This is a genomic window from Thermodesulfobacteriota bacterium (assembly GCA_031082315.1).
GTDB lineage: Bacteria > Desulfobacterota > QYQD01 > QYQD01 > QYQD01 > QYQD01.
In genome coordinates this window covers 365,008-382,913 of record JAVHLC010000001.1, presented here as the reverse complement: position 1 = coordinate 382,913, position 17,906 = coordinate 365,008, and the positions used below count along the sequence as shown (strand labels likewise).

Annotated in this window: 21 protein-coding genes; 10 read left to right on the top strand and 11 right to left on the bottom strand. The window is 51.3% G+C overall.

Translation table 11 applies throughout. From position 1 onward, the window contains the following. Positions 1-2: 2 nt before the first annotated feature. The 5 genes from RDU59_01790 to RDU59_01770 form a co-directional block, all read right to left on the bottom strand. Positions 3-176: a hypothetical protein gene (locus tag RDU59_01790; protein MDQ7837208.1), complete on the bottom strand. Its 174-nt coding sequence runs from the start codon at positions 174-176 to the stop codon at positions 3-5. A 399-nt stretch (positions 177-575) separates the two neighbouring features. Next, complete coding sequence (locus RDU59_01785; protein MDQ7837207.1) at positions 576-932, bottom strand: DMT family protein; 357 nt, start codon at positions 930-932, stop codon at positions 576-578. Positions 933-1,022: 90 nt separating this feature from the next. Continuing rightward, positions 1,023-1,304, bottom strand: a complete 282-nt coding sequence (locus tag RDU59_01780) for a type II toxin-antitoxin system RelE/ParE family toxin (GenBank protein MDQ7837206.1) — start codon at positions 1,302-1,304, stop codon at positions 1,023-1,025. A 3-nt stretch (positions 1,305-1,307) separates the two neighbouring features. Beyond that, entirely contained in the window at positions 1,308-1,529 is a 222-nt protein-coding gene (locus RDU59_01775; GenBank protein MDQ7837205.1) for a hypothetical protein, read from the bottom strand. Between the two features lie 147 nt (positions 1,530-1,676). Further along, positions 1,677-1,826, bottom strand: coding sequence for a hypothetical protein (locus RDU59_01770; GenBank protein MDQ7837204.1), 150 nt, complete (start codon positions 1,824-1,826; stop codon positions 1,677-1,679). A 403-nt stretch (positions 1,827-2,229) separates the two neighbouring features. Between RDU59_01770 and RDU59_01765 the strand changes: the two genes are divergently transcribed. Together RDU59_01765 and RDU59_01760 are read left to right on the top strand one after the other, a co-directional pair. Next, complete coding sequence (locus RDU59_01765; protein MDQ7837203.1) at positions 2,230-2,520, top strand: nucleotidyltransferase family protein; 291 nt, start codon at positions 2,230-2,232, stop codon at positions 2,518-2,520. Further along, entirely contained in the window at positions 2,513-2,863 is a 351-nt protein-coding gene (locus RDU59_01760) for a DUF86 domain-containing protein (GenBank protein MDQ7837202.1), read from the top strand. The genes RDU59_01765 and RDU59_01760 overlap by 8 nt, the downstream gene beginning before the upstream one ends. Before the next feature lie 58 nt (positions 2,864-2,921). Here the strand turns inward: RDU59_01760 and RDU59_01755 are convergent, their stop codons facing one another. The 4 genes from RDU59_01755 to RDU59_01740 all read right to left on the bottom strand — a co-directional run bounded on the left by RDU59_01755 (position 2,922) and on the right by RDU59_01740 (position 6,630). After that, on the bottom strand, positions 2,922-3,863 hold the full coding sequence (locus tag RDU59_01755) for a diguanylate cyclase (GenBank protein ID MDQ7837201.1): 942 nt from the start codon (positions 3,861-3,863) through the stop codon (positions 2,922-2,924). After that, the gene (locus RDU59_01750; GenBank protein ID MDQ7837200.1) at positions 3,839-4,732 is read right to left on the bottom strand and encodes an HDOD domain-containing protein; all 894 of its coding nucleotides are present in this window, start codon (positions 4,730-4,732) and stop codon (positions 3,839-3,841) included. The genes RDU59_01755 and RDU59_01750 overlap by 25 nt, the downstream gene beginning before the upstream one ends. Next, a complete protein-coding gene (locus tag RDU59_01745; protein ID MDQ7837199.1) occupies positions 4,723-5,028 on the bottom strand; it encodes a hypothetical protein in 306 nt (101 codons plus the stop codon). Before RDU59_01745 ends, RDU59_01750 begins: the two co-directional genes overlap by 10 nt. A 189-nt stretch (positions 5,029-5,217) precedes the next feature. After that, the gene (locus RDU59_01740; protein MDQ7837198.1) at positions 5,218-6,630 is read right to left on the bottom strand and encodes an AAA family ATPase; all 1,413 of its coding nucleotides are present in this window, start codon (positions 6,628-6,630) and stop codon (positions 5,218-5,220) included. Between the two features lie 296 nt (positions 6,631-6,926). On the opposite strand from RDU59_01740, the gene galU reads away from it, so the two are divergent. From galU to RDU59_01700, 8 genes are all read left to right on the top strand, one after another. Continuing rightward, positions 6,927-7,796: a UTP--glucose-1-phosphate uridylyltransferase GalU gene (gene galU, locus RDU59_01735; protein ID MDQ7837197.1), complete on the top strand. Its 870-nt coding sequence runs from the start codon at positions 6,927-6,929 to the stop codon at positions 7,794-7,796. Between the two features lies 1 nt (position 7,797). Beyond that, positions 7,798-10,257 (top strand): primosomal protein N', encoded by a 2,460-nt coding sequence (gene priA, locus RDU59_01730; GenBank protein MDQ7837196.1) that lies wholly within the window; start codon positions 7,798-7,800, stop codon positions 10,255-10,257. 70 nt (positions 10,258-10,327) lie between these two features. Next, positions 10,328-10,864 (top strand): peptide deformylase, encoded by a 537-nt coding sequence (gene def, locus RDU59_01725; protein MDQ7837195.1) that lies wholly within the window; start codon positions 10,328-10,330, stop codon positions 10,862-10,864. Then, positions 10,861-11,808: a methionyl-tRNA formyltransferase gene (fmt, locus tag RDU59_01720; GenBank protein ID MDQ7837194.1), complete on the top strand. Its 948-nt coding sequence runs from the start codon at positions 10,861-10,863 to the stop codon at positions 11,806-11,808. The genes def and fmt overlap by 4 nt, the downstream gene beginning before the upstream one ends. 21 nt (positions 11,809-11,829) lie before the next feature. Beyond that, positions 11,830-12,594, top strand: a complete 765-nt coding sequence (locus RDU59_01715; protein ID MDQ7837193.1) for a DUF116 domain-containing protein — start codon at positions 11,830-11,832, stop codon at positions 12,592-12,594. Further along, the gene (gene rsmB, locus RDU59_01710; protein ID MDQ7837192.1) at positions 12,594-13,949 is read left to right on the top strand and encodes a 16S rRNA (cytosine(967)-C(5))-methyltransferase RsmB; all 1,356 of its coding nucleotides are present in this window, start codon (positions 12,594-12,596) and stop codon (positions 13,947-13,949) included. Before RDU59_01715 ends, rsmB begins: the two co-directional genes overlap by 1 nt. A gap of 268 nt (positions 13,950-14,217) precedes the next feature. Beyond that, the gene (gene rpe, locus RDU59_01705; GenBank protein MDQ7837191.1) at positions 14,218-14,871 is read left to right on the top strand and encodes a ribulose-phosphate 3-epimerase; all 654 of its coding nucleotides are present in this window, start codon (positions 14,218-14,220) and stop codon (positions 14,869-14,871) included. A gap of 284 nt (positions 14,872-15,155) precedes the next feature. Beyond that, the gene (locus RDU59_01700; GenBank protein MDQ7837190.1) at positions 15,156-15,455 is read left to right on the top strand and encodes a zinc ribbon domain-containing protein; all 300 of its coding nucleotides are present in this window, start codon (positions 15,156-15,158) and stop codon (positions 15,453-15,455) included. Between the two features lie 17 nt (positions 15,456-15,472). Here RDU59_01700 and RDU59_01695 read toward each other — a convergent pair whose 3' ends face one another. Then, on the bottom strand, positions 15,473-16,153 hold the full coding sequence (locus tag RDU59_01695; GenBank protein MDQ7837189.1) for a methyltransferase: 681 nt from the start codon (positions 16,151-16,153) through the stop codon (positions 15,473-15,475). Then, on the bottom strand, positions 16,150-17,874 hold the full coding sequence (polX, locus tag RDU59_01690; protein MDQ7837188.1) for a DNA polymerase/3'-5' exonuclease PolX: 1,725 nt from the start codon (positions 17,872-17,874) through the stop codon (positions 16,150-16,152). The genes RDU59_01695 and polX overlap by 4 nt, the downstream gene beginning before the upstream one ends. Positions 17,875-17,906 lie beyond the last annotated feature (32 nt).

Sequence of the window (17,906 nt, the reverse complement as noted above, 5' to 3'; positions counted from 1 at the left end):
ACCTAAAAACACCCCAGTTGACATTGTACAATCTTTATATTGAGTTCGTCTATGAGCCTGCCGACTTCTTTGGGTGACACACCGGCCTCTTCAGCCAGTTTACAGGCTACCGCGCAGGCTATGCGGTTGTTTACTGCGGCGGCGCGTATCTTGTCCTTCAACTCTTCTGTTTTCATGGGCGCTTCTTTTTACTCCACAAAATGGTTTTAATAGCTACAAATTTACGCTGTACATTCCCTGCCTGTCAAGTCAATTGTGGAAAACATAATAAACCTAGCTGGAGTTTCCTGAGTTTTTAGGGGAGCCCTATGGTTCTGAGCGAAACTTGCTGGAGCAGCGGGGTACCAATCGAGGGCGAGCAGAAAGGGGAAGGCCAGCCCTTTAGTGGCTGGAAGGGGCAAGCATTCCCCACCTGCGAGTCCCGAAAGGGTCGCTGCGCAAGCCGTGAAGCGAAGAGACTAGGGGTTCACTTAATAAATGCAAACTTATCATTAAGATTACAGTATTATGAGAAAACACCTCTAACCACTCAGGAAACTCCAGTAAACTTGGCACGGAAACTTTCATCCCGCCCGTTATGCGCCCATGATCTTGCTTCGAAAAATAAAGAATACGGCTCCCAATAGACAGAGACCCGCCCAGAAGTAGTCCATGGATAGCTTCTCTCTCATATAAAGAACAGAAAATGGCGCGAAAACCGTCAGCGTAACCACCTCCTGCATAATCTTGAGCTGCCCGACCGTCATGACTTGGTGCCCAATTCGGTTTGCGGGAACCTGAAGGAGATATTCGAAAAAAGCGATCCCCCAACTTACAACTACGGCAATAAGCCATGATCTTTGGTTCAGGCTTTTGAGGTGGCCATACCAGGCAAGGGTCATAAAGACATTACTGAAACAGAGCAAGATCAGTGTCGTAGTATAGTTGTTCATGGCTTCTCATTCCTGTTTTGACACACAGGCGTTAACCAGGGCATCCCTCTTGCTGGTACGGAGTCCGGTCAAATGATTTGTTCGCCTCGGTTATCTTCTTCTCAAATAGTTTTTCAATTCTCGATAATAGTTTTCGTGAGGACCAATCATAATCAATTCCAGATCATTACCAATCATTCTGTACGAGAGCAGATACTGAATCGTCTTGATTCTGAATTTATGGACATAAACACCACGGAGATCGCCCGTCTTTTCTTCTCCAACAGACGGATTTTGCATTATCTTTTCGATTTCCTGATCTAATATGCTCTTTTCGATTTCAGAAAATAGCTTGACTCTTTTTTCGAAGGACCTTGACTGGTAAACTTTCATCTGCTATCGCCCGAATACATATTCTGATTTGTCACCTTGTTCCAATTCTTCTATTCCTATTAGGATCTCTTTGATAAGGCTGTAGGTCAGGTCCGGGTTTTCCTCGGCACACTTGCCGATTTTCGCCCAGTGTTCGATTTGGCCGGTTATGGATCTGTGGTCGATGCGGCTATATTTTTTTGCTTCGCTGACCAGTTCGTCTGATATTCTCACCGGAATAGGCATAAAAAGTACCTCCGTCACTTCGGGTTATGAATTCTTTGGTTACATCTTATCATGGAAGTAGCAAAATGCAACAATATGTATACGTAATGCTATGTGGAAAAGGCGAACAGATGAATTCACCCTCCACGGTCGTCCGGAGCTTACGGGCTATTTTCTGAAAAGCTCCTCGTCCCCGACCCTCTCGTAAACCTTCACGTCAACAAAGACCGGCAGGCCGTCCCTTATCTCTATCTTGTAAATCCCGTCGTCGTTGGGAAGGAGAATAGTCCTGGCCAAGCGTAAAACCCGGCACTTCATCGTTGCACCTCCATGAGTGCACGTCTTATTTCTCAACACATTGCGGTGTTCATAGTGTCTTGGCTTTTTGGACGGTGTGTTTTTAGGCCTGTGGTATGAGTTTCACAATTGGAGAGAGAGGTCAGCAAAAAATGCCTACTCGGACGGCTTACGGCGGTCGATGAGGCAGCAACAATCAGGCGGTAAAAAACATCTGATCCTAATCACGTTGACATGCAACAAAGATTCTCCTATATTGGCCACATAAAAAGGGGATATTGATCAAGGCTGATTAACGGCACATACTGATAATCATGCCGTGCCGATTCATCTCATTCAACAAAGAATAATGGATCATCTTACGACGAAAGTGAAAGTGCGTGTAACCACACTCCTTAACGTATAATGTTGCAGTTAAGCGATCATGGGAAAGAAAGAAATAATAAGAATCATCAGAAACCGCAAGCCTGAGCTGGAATCCCATTACGGAGTTCAGCGGCTCGGCTTGTTTGGCTCCTATGTTAGGGAGAAGCAGAGCAAGAGGAGTGATATCGATATACTCGTCACATTCAACCGTGATATCGACCTCTTCGACTTTTTGGACCTACGTGAATATCTCGAAAGCCAGCTCAATATCAAAGTTGATCTGGTCATGGAGTCCGCTCTCAAGCCGGCCATTGGTAAACGTATCCTGTCCGAGGTCGAATATGTCTAAAGGGCGGGAGATATCCGATTACCTCGATGATATTGTAACTGCTATTGCCGACGCCGGGGAGTTCACCCACGGAATGTCTTACGAGATGTTTGCAGCGGACAAGAAGACGGTCAACGCCGTGATCAGGTGTCTCGAAGTCCTCGGCGAAGCAGCCAAACACATTCCGACATCATTTAGAAAAAAACATCCCGATATTCCCTGGAGTAAAATGGCTGGCATGCGGGACGTTCTCATCCACGACTACATGGGGGTTGACCTGAAGACCATCTGGAAGGTTGCCCAAGAGCGTTTGCCGGAATTGAAGCCCATGCTCGAAGGATTAAAACCTGCAAAGAACGATTAAACGGCATTGCCCCCCTTATAGGCGTTAATGGGACAATGTTGCGGTCAGCAAAAAATGCCTATTCGGGCGGCTTACGGCGGTCGATAAGGTAGTTGCTGCCTTCCATGGATTTGAGGTGCTTTTTAATCTGTGTGGCGGCCTCGGCCACCTCACCATAATGGCGAAAGCGGTTATTATGATTGGAAACAACGGCTATAGAAAGGCTGGGCAGCGGGAAATGCTGTTCGTTCCCCTGCCTGTCCCTGGCCACAAAACAATTCCTCTTGAGATCGTCTTTGTCCACTAAATTTTTCACCAGGGCATCAAAGCTGGATATAATCTTTTCACAGACCTGTGTTGCCCGGTCTGAAGGCACCATGAAGCTAAAATCATCTCCGCCCACATGGCCCGCAAAGACCTTGCGGGTATCTGTCTCGCGCAGGATGTTGGTAAGCAGCATGGCTACCATACGTATTACTTCATCCCCGCGCGAAAAGCCGTACCGGTCATTATACGGCTTGAAATTGTCAATATCCACATAGCCTATGGCCACTTCTTCGCCCGCATCCAGGGCGGCCTGGATGGTCTTTAAGATGGAGGTATTGCCAGGCAATCTGGTCAGAGGGTTATTGTCAAAGACCCGTTGCATCCTTTCGAAACACAGCGACATCCTGGCAAAAAGTTCTGTATAATCAATAGGCTTGCTGATAAAATCATCGACCGGATATTGTTCCCATTCGATGCCTGTGGATATAGCTTCTCTGGAAAGGGCGATAATAAATGGTATATGGGCACAGTATATGCCCCCTTTTACAGCCTGAAGCATCTCTAATTCCACCTTATCCTGCATATCAGCCATGACGAGGATTAGGTCCGGAGGATCATTGAAGATGGTATCCATGGCCTTCTTGAAGGTGGGGCTGGAAATTATTTGATACCCTTTGGCATCAAAAAGGTATTCTTGTTCTTTACCGGGTTTATCACCCTTGCCTATTATTAGGACTCGATGGCGGGCGGGCATTTTTCACCTAAGTTCTGAATCTCAAAGCTAAACCCCCTTAGCTCCACAAGAACCTCCTCGGCCTCGGCTATGAGGCCGGGCAGATCATCTTCCCGGAGGGTCAAGGCCGCCCAGGCATTATGATCCAGGGCCGGGACCCATTTGTCGCCGCCAAAACCAAAACCCCTGGCCCGGACCAGGACATCGGCTACATGGACGATAGCCGTGCTCACATAATGATTGGCGCTTTTTTTGGGTTCGTGGTGGTAAGCGATGGGTTCGGCCAGCCTGTCCGGAAGGTTCCAATGCCGGCAGAGCCTTTGTCCCACCTGGGTATGGTTAATCTTAAGTATTCGCTGCTCTGCCTCATAAAGAGAGATGTTTTCGCCCAGTATGGCCTCGTCCAGGACGGCGGCCTCTTCGGCCAGGTTTTCCCTGATCACCACCTTGCCGATATCATGCAGAAGCGCTGCCGTGGATATTTCCTCGGGATCGTTAATACTCAGCCGCCGGGCGATTACATTAGCGATGGCCGCACATCCCAGGGAATGTTCCCAGAGACCAACCACCGTCTTTTCCATGGCCTCGAAAATAGAGGCGCTCAACACCAGGCTCCGCACCACATTAAATCCTAAAAGGATGACGGCGCTGCTTACCGTAGAGATGCGCCCGGGAAACCCGTAGAATGCTGAATTGACCAGTTTAAGGAGTTTTGCCGCCAGGATCTGATCCTTGGCGATAACGCGTCCGATCCGGTCGGCAGAGACCGAGGGGTCTTCGACCATCTGGGTTAACTTAGAGACAATGCCCGGCAGGGTTGGCAGGGCCTTTGTCTGCCTGAGTTTTTCCCTGAACCCGGCAATTTTTTCCTCGTCCCACTCTATTGCCATGAAGTTACGATCAGATCCTTTATTATTTCCTTTACGCGCATGAGGAGGGGGTCGCCTGCCCTGGGGCGAAATCTTTCCTCAAGGTCGGCCAATTCTTCTTCCTGCGTCTTTTCACCTTCCTCGGCAATGGGGTGTCCCTCCACTGTTATGGTCTGAACCCCCAATCTCTTTAATCGTTCGATCAAGGCCTCAGACAGCACGGTTCCTTTCCCGCAAAGGATTATGCCGTCTTCGCGGAGGATATCCCGGGCCAGGGACATGCCGGAAGTAGCAAGAGTTAACGGGATGGTCTGCATGGGCGATAATACCTTTTTCGTAACGGTTTAGTTTTCATCCGAAAACTATCGTTTTCGGATTCAAGCTTTCAGCGATCAGCTTTCAGCCGTCAGCAAAAAAATAAGATAAACAACATCTTAAGCTGAACGCTGATAGCTGACTGCTGACCGCTCCATCCAGAAAACCCCGGTTTTCTGGATGGAAACTACTTAACGCCAACCGGCATAAACATGGTCAACCTTTTTTTGTTTGCTGCCAAACGTGGCGCCCGTCTCTCCTTTGATAAACTGAAAAAACGCCGGGGCAATTTTTTCGTCGGTCGCATTTTCCAGGAGTTGACATAGACCCCTATCTCCAATGTGCCTTTGCAGTATAGTACGCAATATGTTGAAAACACACCGGGAGGCCTGACTTTTTGGCCTTTCCAGCAGTACGGGCACAAGATAATGCACCACGTTTTTAACTTCCCGGTCAAAGGAGATGCCGGGTAAGGGCAAAATATTTATAGAGAGATTTTGTCTGGCAATTTCGGCAATGCGGGTTGAAATATTGCCATCAGCGCCTGCCTCTATCATATTGACAACCAGGTAGGGGCAAAACTTATCCATTTTCTCCTGCAGGAAAAGCCCCCAATCCGTATCTCTTTCCCGGACAAGAGCCAATAGCTCATCGATGCGTTTTATGCGGCGGTGGTCGGAAGAGGCGGTGGCTTCAAAGATCAACCCCTTAAACTCGTTAATGCGCCCCGGCAGCTTCCTTGCTTCTTCTGGTCTCAGGATATCAAAAATATTCTTGTTGAGGTAGCGGAGCAGACTGACCTTTATAAAATTATAGACATCCAGGACAGAGCTCGGTTCCGGTGAGGTCACGGCTATCCGCTCATCTGCGGCCAAAAAGAAGTCCACCATGTTATAGGAGGTATCTCCGCCCAAATCGATGACCACATAATCAGCCGGCAGACCTTGCAAGTCCTTAATGAGCTTTTTCTTTTGCGCCGTTAGGATGTTGGCCATGCCCAGGTTGGAACTATCCCCGGCTATGATTTTCAGATTCTTAACCGCCGTATCCAGGCAGAGTTCGTTTAATGGCTTCCCGTCTTTAAAATAGTGCTGCAGGGTGAGCGGCGGGAACTTTACCCCCAGGTGGAGATGTAAGTTGGCCCCGCCCAGGTCCAGATCCACGGCAATGACCCTTTTACCCAGCGATGCCAGGCCGGCGCTCAGATTTGCGGAAACAATGGTCTTCCCTATGCCTCCCTTGGCGCCGCCCACGGCAAATATCAGCTTGCGTTGGGGGGCGGCGCTTTGCTCTGCGACATCAGGCGTAACCTTCCTTTTAAATTGGGGCCACGGGATATCTTCTCCCCTTTCGCGTGCCGTTTCCAAGTAGCCGTTTAAAAACTCATGGGCCTGCTGGATGCGTATAAAACGCTCATGCCTGTTGCGGCGAAAGCTCTCGGGCAAGTTATGGATGAGGTCGGGATGGCATTGCATGACCTTTGTGCGAAAGGCCTTTTTGAGGGTTTCGGTATCAAGCGATGTCAGAAAGGCCGGCGATTCCAATTGCTCTTTTGGAAAAAGCACAGATAGCGCATAATAGAGTTTTACACTATCTCTGGACATAATTCTTCCTCCGGGATGTGAGATACTAGTTATCAATATCTTTTTCGGCTATTTATTTCTTTTCTTTAGGGTTCATTTGACTTTGTTTCATCCTCCTTGTATAAATTAACCACAGGACCGGGAGAAAACTAACTGGTTTTTCATCCGGAAATTACTGTTTGCGGCTTCACGCTATCAGCTGTCAGCAAAAAACCAGGACAAACAACATATTGAGCTGAATGCTGAGCGCTGACAGTTTCATCCGGAAACTTTGGGTTTCCGGATGAACACTAACTATATGTAATTCGGGAGATCTTATGAGGATAAGAAAGGCCGTTATTCCGGTAGCCGGACTGGGTACCCGTTTCCTGCCGGCTACAAAGGCGATCCCCAAGGAGATGCTGACCATCGTTGACCGGCCTACCATCCAGTACATTGTGGAAGAGGTGGTGGCCTCCGGTATAGAACAGGTCATTATGGTCACCGGCAGTGGCAAGTCTGCGATCGAAGACCACTTTGATTATTCCTATGAACTGGAGACGATCCTGGAACAGAGAAAAAAGTGGACGCTTCTGGAAGAAGTCAAAAAAATATCTAATTTGATCGAGATTACCTCTGTCAGGCAAAAGCGGCCATTGGGTCTGGGTCATGCGATACTATGCACAAAAGACCTGGTGGGCAATGAACCGTTTGTTGTAGTCCTGGGTGACGACCTGGTGGATGCCTCCATTCCCTGTACCCAGCAATTATTGAATGTCTTTAATGAATTTCATAAGCCGATAGTAGCTGTCTATCCCGTGCCGAAAGAAGAGGTTCATAGCTATGGTATAGTCGAAGGGACGGAGATCAAAGAACAGACCTATAGGGTGACAAAGATGATGGAAAAACCGGCCCCGGGAACAACAGATTCAAATCTGGCTATTATCGGACGGTATATCCTGACGCCTGATATATTTACCATCCTGGAAAACACGCCAACAGGACATGGCGGAGAGATCCAACTTACTGATGCCCTTATGGAGCTGGCGCGCCAAAATCAGATATACGCCTACCGTTTTGCCGGCCGGCGCTATGATGCCGGGGACAAATTTGGCTATATTCAGGCTACGCTGGCCTATGCCCTGAAACACCCGGAGATTGGCCCAAGGGTCAGAGAATACCTGCAAAAGGAACTATGCCGCGGCTAAAATGGCCCTGATCATTGAAGCAGCCCCAACCTTGCCTGTCTTCAAGACCTTCCACTATCTTGTCCCGGCTGAATTGGAGAAGCGCATACAACCTGGCCTGCGTGTACTTATCCCCGTAGGGTTACGTGCTGTCACCGGTTATGTACTGGGTACGGTCGCCTCTTCAGACCGGCCGGAACTGAAAGAGATCCTGGACATACTGGATGAGCGCCCCCTCTTTCCTCCCGGCCTCCTTCGCCTTTTTGAGTGGATGGCGCGCTATTATCATTATCCCCTGGGTAAGGTGATAGAGTTGGCCCTGCCGGCCGGCCTGAATGTCTCCAGCCGGCGATTGCTGATTCTTACCGGGACCGGTCGCCGCGCCCTGGCCGCAGATACGCCGGGGTGTAACGAAGAGGATGCCTCTCCGGAGATCCTCTCCGTCTTGAGTCTTTTTCGTGGAGAAAAACCGGTCTCGCTCCCGGATATTGAAAAAATTTCCCCCGGCGCTGGCCGCCATTTAATACCCGGCCTGGTTGATAAAGGCCTCCTCGCCTGGAAAGAGGTCGTGGAACGACCGCGCACCAGACTTAAAGAGGAGCGCATGGTAAGGCTCACCGGAAAAGCTTCGGAAAAGCCCTTATCCGGCGATGAAGAGGCTATCCTTACCTATCTGCGGGAGCAAGGAGAGGTTCCTGTAAAGAGACTGGGGGCCTCCATGCCCCACCTGACAAAGAGATTGAAAAAACTGGAGAAGTCCGGCCTTATCTCCTTCTCCAGGGCTATTATTTACAGAGATCCATTTAGCGCCGAGGGCTTCTGGTATAGACGTCCTACCGCCCTGACGGCCGAACAGAAACAGGCCGTTGAAGATATCACCAGGGCCCTCTCCAGCCATGAATTTTCTGCCCATATCCTCCACGGGGTCACGGCAAGCGGAAAGACAGAGGTGTACCTGCGGGCCGCCGAAGCTGCCCTGGCTCAAGGAAAGGACTGCATAGTTCTTGTCCCTGAGATCGCTTTGACTGCCTATCTGGAGGCGGCCTTCATCTCATGTTTCGGGGATAAGGTCGCCGTCCTGCACAGCGGCCTATCCCCCGGCGAAAAACTTGATCAATGGATGCACATACTGGGAGGAACGGCCCGAATAGTCATCGGCGCCCGTTCGGCTGTGTTTGCGCCTCTTTCCTCCCTGGGCCTGATCGTGGTGGATGAGGAACACGACAGCTCCTATAAGCAGGAAGACAAGCTCCGTTATCATGGCCGGGATGTGGCCGTAATGCGTGGCCGTCTGGAGAAGGCGGTAGTTATTTTGGGTTCGGCCACTCCCTCCATACAAAGCATATTTAATGTAAAATCAGGACGTTATGGATACCTGGCGCTGACCAAGCGGGTTGAGGAGAGGGCGTTGCCGGAGATGTCTGTTATCGATATGCGCAACCCCGGGTCACAGACCGGGGCCGGCAGGGAGATCTTTTTCCCGGAACTCCTTGATGCCATAGAAGATAACCTGCAAAAGAGGGAGCAAACCCTTATCTTTCTTAACCGTCGGGGCTACTCGCCTTCTATGCAATGCAACTCCTGTGGTCAGGTCTTGATTTGCCCTAATTGTAGTGTTTCTCTGACCCATCATCTCTCTGAACAGACCCTCCTTTGCCATTATTGTGGCTATTCAGTCCCGGCGCTTCCGGCCTGTCCGGCCTGTGGTGGTATTAATGTCAGATCGATTGGCTGGGGGACGGAACGTATTGAAGCGGAACTAAAAACGCTTTTCCCGGAGGCGCGTATAGCCCGTCTGGATCGGGATACAACCACCCGGAAAAGGGCGCACCATGCTATTTTGCGAGCTGTTCAAAAGAGGGAGATAGATATCCTGGTAGGCACACAGATGGTGACCAAGGGGCATGATTTCCCTTATATCACCCTGGTTGGCGTGGTTTCCGCCGACCTGTCTCTGAACCTGCCGGACTTTCGGGCGGCGGAAAAGACCTTCCAACTTTTAGCTCAGGTGGCAGGCCGGGCCGGTCGAGGGGAAAGGCCGGGAAAGGTTATAATACAGACCTATAATCCGGATCACTACAGTATTGTTAAGGCCAAAGGGCACGATTTTCCGGGATACTATGAGGAGGAGATTGCCCTTCGCCAGGCACTCAGGTATCCACCTTTTGTACGCCTGATTAACCTCTTGCTGGAAAGCAACGGCCAAATCAAGGTCAAGGATTATGCCCGGGAGATGAGCCTACGGGCGCATGCACTTTTGCAAAAAAACAGGGATTGGCTGGATACCGTGGAAATCCTTGGGCCGGCCCCGGCGCCGCTCTTCAAAATAAGGGGGAAGTTCCGGTATCAGATGTTTTTGAAGGGTCTCCGGGTCGGGCCGCTACATGCCTACACTAATGGTCTTCTCGAATATCTTAAGGCAAAACCTCCCGTCTCAGGGGTCAAATTGATTATAGACGTTGACCCCGAAAGCATGTTATAAATAGCTTATAGTGCCCAGCACTCAGTAAACAGCTAGGCAGAGGTGAATTTTCCCTGAAAGCTGACCGCTGATGGCTGATAGCTACGTGAATTTTATGGCTATACGCAAGATTATTACCTACCCACACCCGGTTCTAAAAGAAGCGGCGGAGCCGGTGAAGAAGATAACGTCTGAGATTCTGGCATTAGTTGCTGACATGGCGGACACCATGTATGCGGCTCCGGGAATTGGACTGGCCGCTAACCAGATCGGTGTCCTGAAAAGGGTCCTTGTCTTTGATTTGTCCAGGGAAGGCGAAAATAAGAAATTAACCGCCTTGATTAACCCGGAGATCATCTGGGCAGAAGACGAGACCACCTATGAAGAGGCCTGTTTGAGTGTTGTTGACTATTCTGCCGAGGTCAGGCGCAGCGCCCGGGTCAAGGTGAGGGCCTTGAATCTCGAAGGGCAGCCGGTAGAGGTCGAGGGCGATGGGCTCCTGGCCATCTGTCTTCAGCACGAGATCGACCACCTGAACGGCATACTTTATATCGACCGCATCAGCAGCCTCAAAAGGTCACTCTACAAACGTCGCCTCAAAAAAATCCTTAAGGTAGAAGCATTATGAACCCGCCGCGTTGGCGGGTAGTCTTCATGGGGACCCCGGCGTTCGCTGTGCCCTCCCTGGAGGCCCTCATCCATTATGGCGGGGTAGAAGTTGCAGCGGTGGTCACTCAACCGGACCGGCCTAAAGGACGAGGTCTGGCCGTCGCCCCTCCCCCGGTCAAGGTCCTGGCCGCACAGTCAAAAATCCCTGTCCTCCAGCCGGAGAAGATACGCACAGAAAATTTTCTTGGCGGGATGCGAAAACTGGCCTCGGAGGTCATAATTGTGGTGGCCTACGGTAAGATCCTGCCCGCGGAACTACTGGCCATACCGCGACGCGGCGCCATCAATGTCCATGCCTCTCTCCTGCCTAAATACCGGGGGGCCGCTCCTATTCAGCAGGCCTTAATAAACGGGGAAGAAATAACCGGTGTAACCATTATGCAACTGGATGAAGGCATGGATACCGGCCCGATTCTTCTCATGGAGGAGACTAAAATTGAACCGGCGGATACGGCGGGTACATTACATGATCGCCTGGCGGGCCTTGGAGCCAGAGCCCTCGTCAAAACCCTTGACGGCCTCCAGAAAGGCACTATTATACCAAGGCCGCAGCCAAAAACCGGGGTTTCTTACGCCCCGATGTTAAAAAAAGAAGACGGGCGGATCGATTGGCGGCAGCAGGCCGGAAAGATTTTTAATCTTATCCGGGGCCTTGACCCCTGGCCTGGTTCCTATTCATACTGGCGAGGCAAACTCTGTCATCTTTATAAGCCGCGCCTTATCGGGGGGGCAGAAAAAAAGGCGCCGGGGGAGATAATCCAGGCGGATGATTCCGGACTCCTGGTTGCCACGGGCAGGGATTATATCCTTATCACCGAGATCAAAATCGAAGGCGGCCGGCGAATGGCCGTAGCGGATTTCCGCCGTGGCCATAAGATAGATATAGGCGAAAAACTGGGTTAATGAATTAGTAAAAAGTCAATAATGTCTGAAGAAAAGTCGCATAAGGTTTTATTTGTTGGTCTGCTCCTCGTAACCTGCGCCTTATTTTTTCTGGTTGCTGTCCTCCTCTGGTGGATACCATACGTGGGATTGGCCAATATCCATCGTGCTCTTCCCGCTCTGCTGGCCGTTTTCTTTGGCATCCTGCTTTTATTGGCAGTAGGGGGCATCTTTTCCATCGTACTAACCCTGATCTTCAAGAAGGACCTTTTACTCTCCAAACGTCTGCGCGGCGCAGTAATCAAGGTTATTTTTCCTGTCTTGATATTAGTCGGCAAGCTCTTCGGCATCTCGAAAGAAAAAATCCAACATGCCTTTGTAGAAGTAAATAATGATATAGTCATGGCCCAAGCCGGCCATATCAGGCCTGAACGCCTACTCCTCTTGATGCCCCACTGCCTCCAGAATTACGAGTGCACGGTAAAGATCACGGGCAATGTGGATAACTGCAAGCGGTGCGGGCAGTGCAAGATCAAGGACCTGGTGGAAATGGCCGAGACTTACGGTGTTAATCTTTCCGTGGCTACCGGCGGCACTATTGCCCGTCGCATTGTGGTAGAAAAGAAACCCCGGATTATAATCGCCGTGGCCTGTGAAAGGGATCTGACCAGCGGCATTCAGGACAGCTATCCGGTGCCGGTTTACGGGATATTTAATATTCGGCCTCATGGACCGTGCTTTAATACCCAGGTGGACCTGACAAAGGTGGAAAAGGCCATGCGCCATTTCCTGCAGGGAGGGGCATAATGTTTGCCAACCCACGGCAGGTTGCCCTCGCAGTTCTGGATGAACTGGAAAAGGGACAAGATACCTTGGATGCGCTCATGGAAAAGGCCTTTCGCAAGCATTTCACCCTGGAAAGGCGGGATCGGGCCCTGATCATGGAACTCGTCTATGGCGTCCTCAGGCAGCGGGCGCGGCTTGACTGGACCATAGACCAATTTTCCAGGACCCCGCGGGAAAAAATTGAACCGCTGGTTCAGAACGTCTTGCGGCTGGGGATATATCAGCTCCTTTACATGGATCGCATCCCGCCTTCGGCCGCAGTCAATGAATCTGTGAATCTGGTCAAGGTCAGCCACCCGGAATGGATCGCCCGTTTTGTAAACGGTGTGCTGCGGGCCGTGGAACGGGGAAGAGAGGAGATCAGGTGGCCTGATCCAAAGGAAGATTTATCGGCCTGGCTGGCGGTAGAGACCTCTCATCCGCTATGGCTGGTGGAACGCTGGACAGGACGCTATGGAGCGGATGCGGCCCGTGACTTATGCGAAAGCAACAACAAGATGCCGGTTCTGGCCATCCGCGTCAATACCCTGCGGTTAAAGCGCAATCAGCTCCTGGAGTTTTTGCGCAAAGAGGTCCCGGGGATTGAGCCTGCCCCCTATTCTCCGGACGGGCTGATACTAAAGGGCTTTTTTGGCAATATCCTGAAACTTACCGGTTATAAAACCGGCTGGTTCCAGGTGCAGGATGAATCCTCACAGCTTGTTTCCCATCTCGTCTCGCCCCAGCCCGGTGAGTTAATACTCGATGCCTGCGCCGGTCTGGGGGGGAAAACCACGCACATGGCCCAGATAATGCGTAATCTCGGGCGCATACTGGCCCTGGACATCCACGGCGGACGCCTGGAACGGCTCAAAGAAAACTCAACCCGCCTCGGCATCCAGAATATCGAGGTAATCAAAAAAGATGTCACGCGGTCGCTGGCAGACCTGGGCGGGAAAAAATTTGACCGTATCCTGGTCGATGCCCCATGTACAGGCCTGGGTGTCATCCGCCGCAACCCAGACATCAAATGGCGCCGCAAGCCGGAAGACCTTCCAATTATGGCCGAACGGCAGGGACGTCTTCTGGACGAGGTGGCGCCGCTCCTTAAACCCGGAGGTATCCTGGTCTATGCCACCTGCAGCCTGGAATCGGAGGAGAACGAAGAAGTTATAAAAAACCTCCTGATTCGTCATCCGGAGTTTGAGATAGAAGACCCTGAATCGGTACTGCCGCAAAGGGCCGGCGAACTGGTAGAAGACAATTTTTTGCGCACCTATCCCAACCGGCATGGGACCGATGGATTCACTGCGGTGCGGATGAAAAAGGGGAGCTGAAAGCAGATAGTTGATTGTTTAACCACAGAGCACACTGAGAAAAGAGAAAATTTCCGAGAAACAAGAAAAAGCCAACTCTCTGGGTACTCATTGAACCTCTGGGCTCTCCAAAGCAGTTCCCGTGTATTTTGGGGCCATGAGCGAGAATATCAGGAGATCACAGAGAGGAGAAGCCAGAATCTGTTCTAACTTATTGATATCTTTATTTTCTCTGTGTCCTCTGTGGTTCAGTTTTTGACAATCCGAATATGAAAACGAGGTACATTTTATGAAAAAAATTGCGCCATCCATACTTTCCGCTGATTTTAGCCGCCTGGGAGAAGAAGTTCGGGCGGTAGAGAAGGCCGGGGCTGACCTTATACACATCGATGTCATGGACGGCCATTTCGTCCCCAATATTACCATAGGGCCCCTGGTGGTCCAGGCGGTCCGTAAAGTGACCGCCCTGCCATTGGACGTGCACCTGATGATCTCCAATCCGGATCAATACATAGAGGATTTTGCCCGCGCCGGAAGCGACATCATTACCGTGCACGTAGAGGCCTGCATCCACTTGAATCGAACGCTAAATCTTATCAAAAAGCAGGGGGCCAAGTCCGGTGTAGTCCTGAACCCTGCCACGCCCCTTTCTGCCCTGGATTATGTGCTGGAAGAGGTAGATATGGTCTTACTAATGAGTGTTAACCCTGGATTTGGGGGGCAGTTTTTCATTCCCGGCGTGGCCCACAAGATTGCCAATCTGCGGAAGCTAATCGACGTACGCAACCTCCCGGTGGAAATTGAAGTGGACGGAGGGATAAACTTTGATACGGCAAAGATGGTGGCTAAAGCCGGTGCAGATATCTTTGTAGCCGGGTCTGCCATATTCGGCAGCGATGATTATGGCAAGACCATCCAGGCCCTGCGCAAGGCCATCAACTGACCACAGGCCGCCTATGCTGTTATGGCCTTGGTAATGTCAAAAGTTATATGAAAAATAAGCCACAGAGGACACAGAGCGCACAGAGCAACGTAAAGAAATCAAAAGAAAAAGACAGAGCAGCTAAGAGAAAAGCAGATTTATGGGCACTTCCGTGACCTGTGTACCCTCAAGGGCTGTGATTGAGCCATTTTCTGGGGGACAACAAGAGCATTGGAGAAACTGGGGAGGGGAGGAACCAAATTGTGCTTTAACCTACTGATACCTCTGTGTTCTCTGTGCTCTCTGTGGCAAAAGGACAGTACGATGGCCTTGAGAAGGAGGATTCTACGCCTATTTTTGAGTATTTCTGTAATGACTGCAAGCAAAAGTCAGAAATTATAGTCTTTAAATCTACTGATACCGCAATCTGTCCCCACTGTGGCTCGAAAAGCCTCACCAGGCTTGTTTCTGCCACATCTTCCCTTACCGGACAACCGGGCAAAAACCTGCCGGGGAAGGGTGACACGGCCTGCTGCGGCTCTTCGCCCGGTATGGCGGCCGGCTGCGCCGGACCGGGCAGTTGCTGCGGGAAAGTGCATAAGTAGAACGTTATTTCGCAGGGTTACTTCCGCGTCAGCCGATGGAGTACTATATGAAACTCTTCATCCTCCGCCCGCATCAACCGCGCCTTGCAGCCAATCTTAAAGTCCTTCTGGGCCAGTTCGAAGAACCTGCATGGAGACATGCGACTCTTGTCATGGGCCAAATAGACAATGCCGTCCGGAGCCAATGCCTTTTGTAGAAGTTCATAGAGTGGCAGTAAAAGCCTTTCATTGAAAAGCACTTCAGAGCCTATAATATAGTGGTACTTCTTATAGAGGGCGGGTGCACACCAGTCTAAGCTCTGAAAGCGTACCTTATCGAGACCATTGCTCCCGGCGCTGAGCATGGCAAAACAAAGTGCATCCTGGTCGTAATCGGTAATGGTTACCTTATGGCCGAAGGCCGCGGCAAACAGGCCGGAAAGCCCTATGCCGGCACCAAGCTCCAGCATTTCCTTGCCGTCATCCGGTTCAAGCCGTGCCAGTTCATCGGCCAAGATAATGGAGGCCTCCCAGACCCTGGCCCAGAAAGGAAATCCGGCCAGAGGATCATCCTGTGAAAACTGTTTCTCCACCAGGCGATTGACATCCCTTACCTGGGCTATCTGCAGGGTCTTGCCGCGGACGGTGACCGGCGAGGTCTCGATCCCGAACCGCTCTTCAAGCTCTCTTAATTTGTCTTTTGTAGCCAATCCGTTCATGTTAAGTCTCCATCTTTGCGCAAATAGGACATAAGCCCGGTATAGGTCATGGTATTCAGAATCTCTTCTCTTGTCAGCCAGCCGCGGCGGGCCACCGACACACCGAGTGACATAAAATCCATCTGCTCCATAATATGGGCATCTGTACCGATGCTCAGCTTGCAGCCCTTCTCTTTAGCGGCCCTGGCCTGTATATCGTTTAAGTCCAGCCGCTTAAAATAGGCGTTGATCTCCATCGCCGTGCCTGTTTCTGCGGCCACCCCGATAATCTTTTCAATATCCACGGCGTATGGTTCCCTTTCCCCGATGAGGCGGCCGGTGGGATGGGCGATAATATCCACATGCGGATTGCGCATGGCCGAGGTTATCCGGTGAGTCAGGGTCTTCGCATCCTGTTTAAAGCCGGTGTGGATGGCCGCTACAACTATGTCTAACTGACGCAGGATTTCATCTGGATAATCCAGTTTGCCGCTGCTGTCAATATCTACTTCCGTACCGCAGAGGAGCTTTACCGGCCCCCCTTTTTGGTTGAAGGCGCGAATCTCTTCTATCTTTCTCTGTAAGTCGGGAATGGATACACCCCCGGCTACTTTAAGCGAGGGAGAATGGTCGCAGACAGCCACCCAGGAAAGACCCAGGGAAGCGGCCTTTCGGGCTATCTCGGCGAAAGAAGCGGTCCCGTCGCTGTATTTAGAGTGGACGTGCAGATCTCCCTGAATATCCCCCAGCTCCACCAGAAGCGGCAGTTTCCCGGCCTGGGCCGCCTCTATCTCGCCCCGGTCTTCTCTCAATTCGGGAGGAATGTAGGGCAGCCCCACGGCCCGGAAGACCTCCTCCTCCGTCCTGCCTCCCAGCCATTTTTCGCCTTTGAATATGCCATATTCGTTGATCTTCAGCCCTTGACGCACGGCCAGGTCCCGAATGCGGATATTGTGCGCCTTGGAACCCGTAAAATAACAAAGGGCGGCTCCAAGACTCTTTGGCTCCACTACCCGGAGATCGACCTGGATACCTTCTCTGGTGCGAATGCTGGCCTTTGTCTCACCGCTGGCCATGATCTCGCTCACTAAAGGCAGCCCGGTAAAGACCTCCATGACCCTTGCCGGCTCATCCGAGGCCACCAACAGGTCGATATCCTTGGCCGTTTCCCTTCGGCGCCGGAGACTTCCAGCCAGGTGCACCGGGCAACCGGGACATTTTTTCCGCAACATGGCGACGATCTCTTCAGCCACCGGAAGCACCATGCCGACAGGAAGACGCTCCCGGCCTTTTTTGAGGATAGCGATGCCCTTAAGGATGTTCTCTTCGGTCCTGGCCTTGATGCCGGGCAGGCCCTGTATCTTGTGCTCCACCGCCAGCTTCTCTACCTCCTCTATCGAGAAGACGCCAAAATGGTCAAAGAGGAGCTTGGCCGTCCGTGGCCCCACGCCGGGGATGGCCAGGAGAGTGACGATGCCGGACGGAACTTCCTTTTTTAAATCCTCGTAGTCTTTAAAGGTACCGGTAGTTATAATCTCCTGGATTTTTCCGGCCAGGTCCCTGCCGATACCGGGGATGGCCTCCAGGCCGCTCCGGGCCGCAATTACCGAGATGTCCTCGGTGAGATTCTCTATGTTCTGCGCGGCCTTGCGGTAGGCGCGGATACGGAAGGGATTCGCACCCTGTATCTCCAGGATATCGGCTATGCCATCAAATACCGCGGCGACTTCCTGATTCTTCATGGAGCACTCTTGATGATCTCGTCAAAGGCCTT

Bases quoted from the DNA above. Each gene is read 5' to 3' on its own strand.
- polX (MDQ7837188.1), bottom strand. From the start codon at position 17,874: ATGAAGAATCAGGAAGTCGCCGCGGTATTTGATGGCATAGCCGATATC.
- RDU59_01765 (MDQ7837203.1), top strand. From the start codon at position 2,230: ATGGGAAAGAAAGAAATAATAAGAATCATCAGAAACCGCAAGCCTGAG.
- RDU59_01770 (MDQ7837204.1), bottom strand. From the start codon at position 1,826: ATGAAGTGCCGGGTTTTACGCTTGGCCAGGACTATTCTCCTTCCCAAC.
- RDU59_01760 (MDQ7837202.1), top strand. From the start codon at position 2,513: ATGTCTAAAGGGCGGGAGATATCCGATTACCTCGATGATATTGTAACT.
- RDU59_01755 (MDQ7837201.1), bottom strand. From the start codon at position 3,863: ATGCCCGCCCGCCATCGAGTCCTAATAATAGGCAAGGGTGATAAACCC.
- RDU59_01740 (MDQ7837198.1), bottom strand. From the start codon at position 6,630: ATGTCCAGAGATAGTGTAAAACTCTATTATGCGCTATCTGTGCTTTTT.
- RDU59_01695 (MDQ7837189.1), bottom strand. From the start codon at position 16,153: ATGAACGGATTGGCTACAAAAGACAAATTAAGAGAGCTTGAAGAGCGG.
- def (MDQ7837195.1), top strand. From the start codon at position 10,328: ATGGCTGATAGCTACGTGAATTTTATGGCTATACGCAAGATTATTACC.
- RDU59_01750 (MDQ7837200.1), bottom strand. From the start codon at position 4,732: ATGGCAATAGAGTGGGACGAGGAAAAAATTGCCGGGTTCAGGGAAAAA.
- RDU59_01780 (MDQ7837206.1), bottom strand. From the start codon at position 1,304: ATGAAAGTTTACCAGTCAAGGTCCTTCGAAAAAAGAGTCAAGCTATTT.
- RDU59_01790 (MDQ7837208.1), bottom strand. From the start codon at position 176: ATGAAAACAGAAGAGTTGAAGGACAAGATACGCGCCGCCGCAGTAAAC.
- RDU59_01785 (MDQ7837207.1), bottom strand. From the start codon at position 932: ATGAACAACTATACTACGACACTGATCTTGCTCTGTTTCAGTAATGTC.
- fmt (MDQ7837194.1), top strand. From the start codon at position 10,861: ATGAACCCGCCGCGTTGGCGGGTAGTCTTCATGGGGACCCCGGCGTTC.
- priA (MDQ7837196.1), top strand. From the start codon at position 7,798: ATGGCCCTGATCATTGAAGCAGCCCCAACCTTGCCTGTCTTCAAGACC.
- RDU59_01715 (MDQ7837193.1), top strand. From the start codon at position 11,830: ATGTCTGAAGAAAAGTCGCATAAGGTTTTATTTGTTGGTCTGCTCCTC.
- rpe (MDQ7837191.1), top strand. From the start codon at position 14,218: ATGAAAAAAATTGCGCCATCCATACTTTCCGCTGATTTTAGCCGCCTG.
- RDU59_01745 (MDQ7837199.1), bottom strand. From the start codon at position 5,028: ATGCAGACCATCCCGTTAACTCTTGCTACTTCCGGCATGTCCCTGGCC.
- RDU59_01775 (MDQ7837205.1), bottom strand. From the start codon at position 1,529: ATGCCTATTCCGGTGAGAATATCAGACGAACTGGTCAGCGAAGCAAAA.
- rsmB (MDQ7837192.1), top strand. From the start codon at position 12,594: ATGTTTGCCAACCCACGGCAGGTTGCCCTCGCAGTTCTGGATGAACTG.
- galU (MDQ7837197.1), top strand. From the start codon at position 6,927: ATGAGGATAAGAAAGGCCGTTATTCCGGTAGCCGGACTGGGTACCCGT.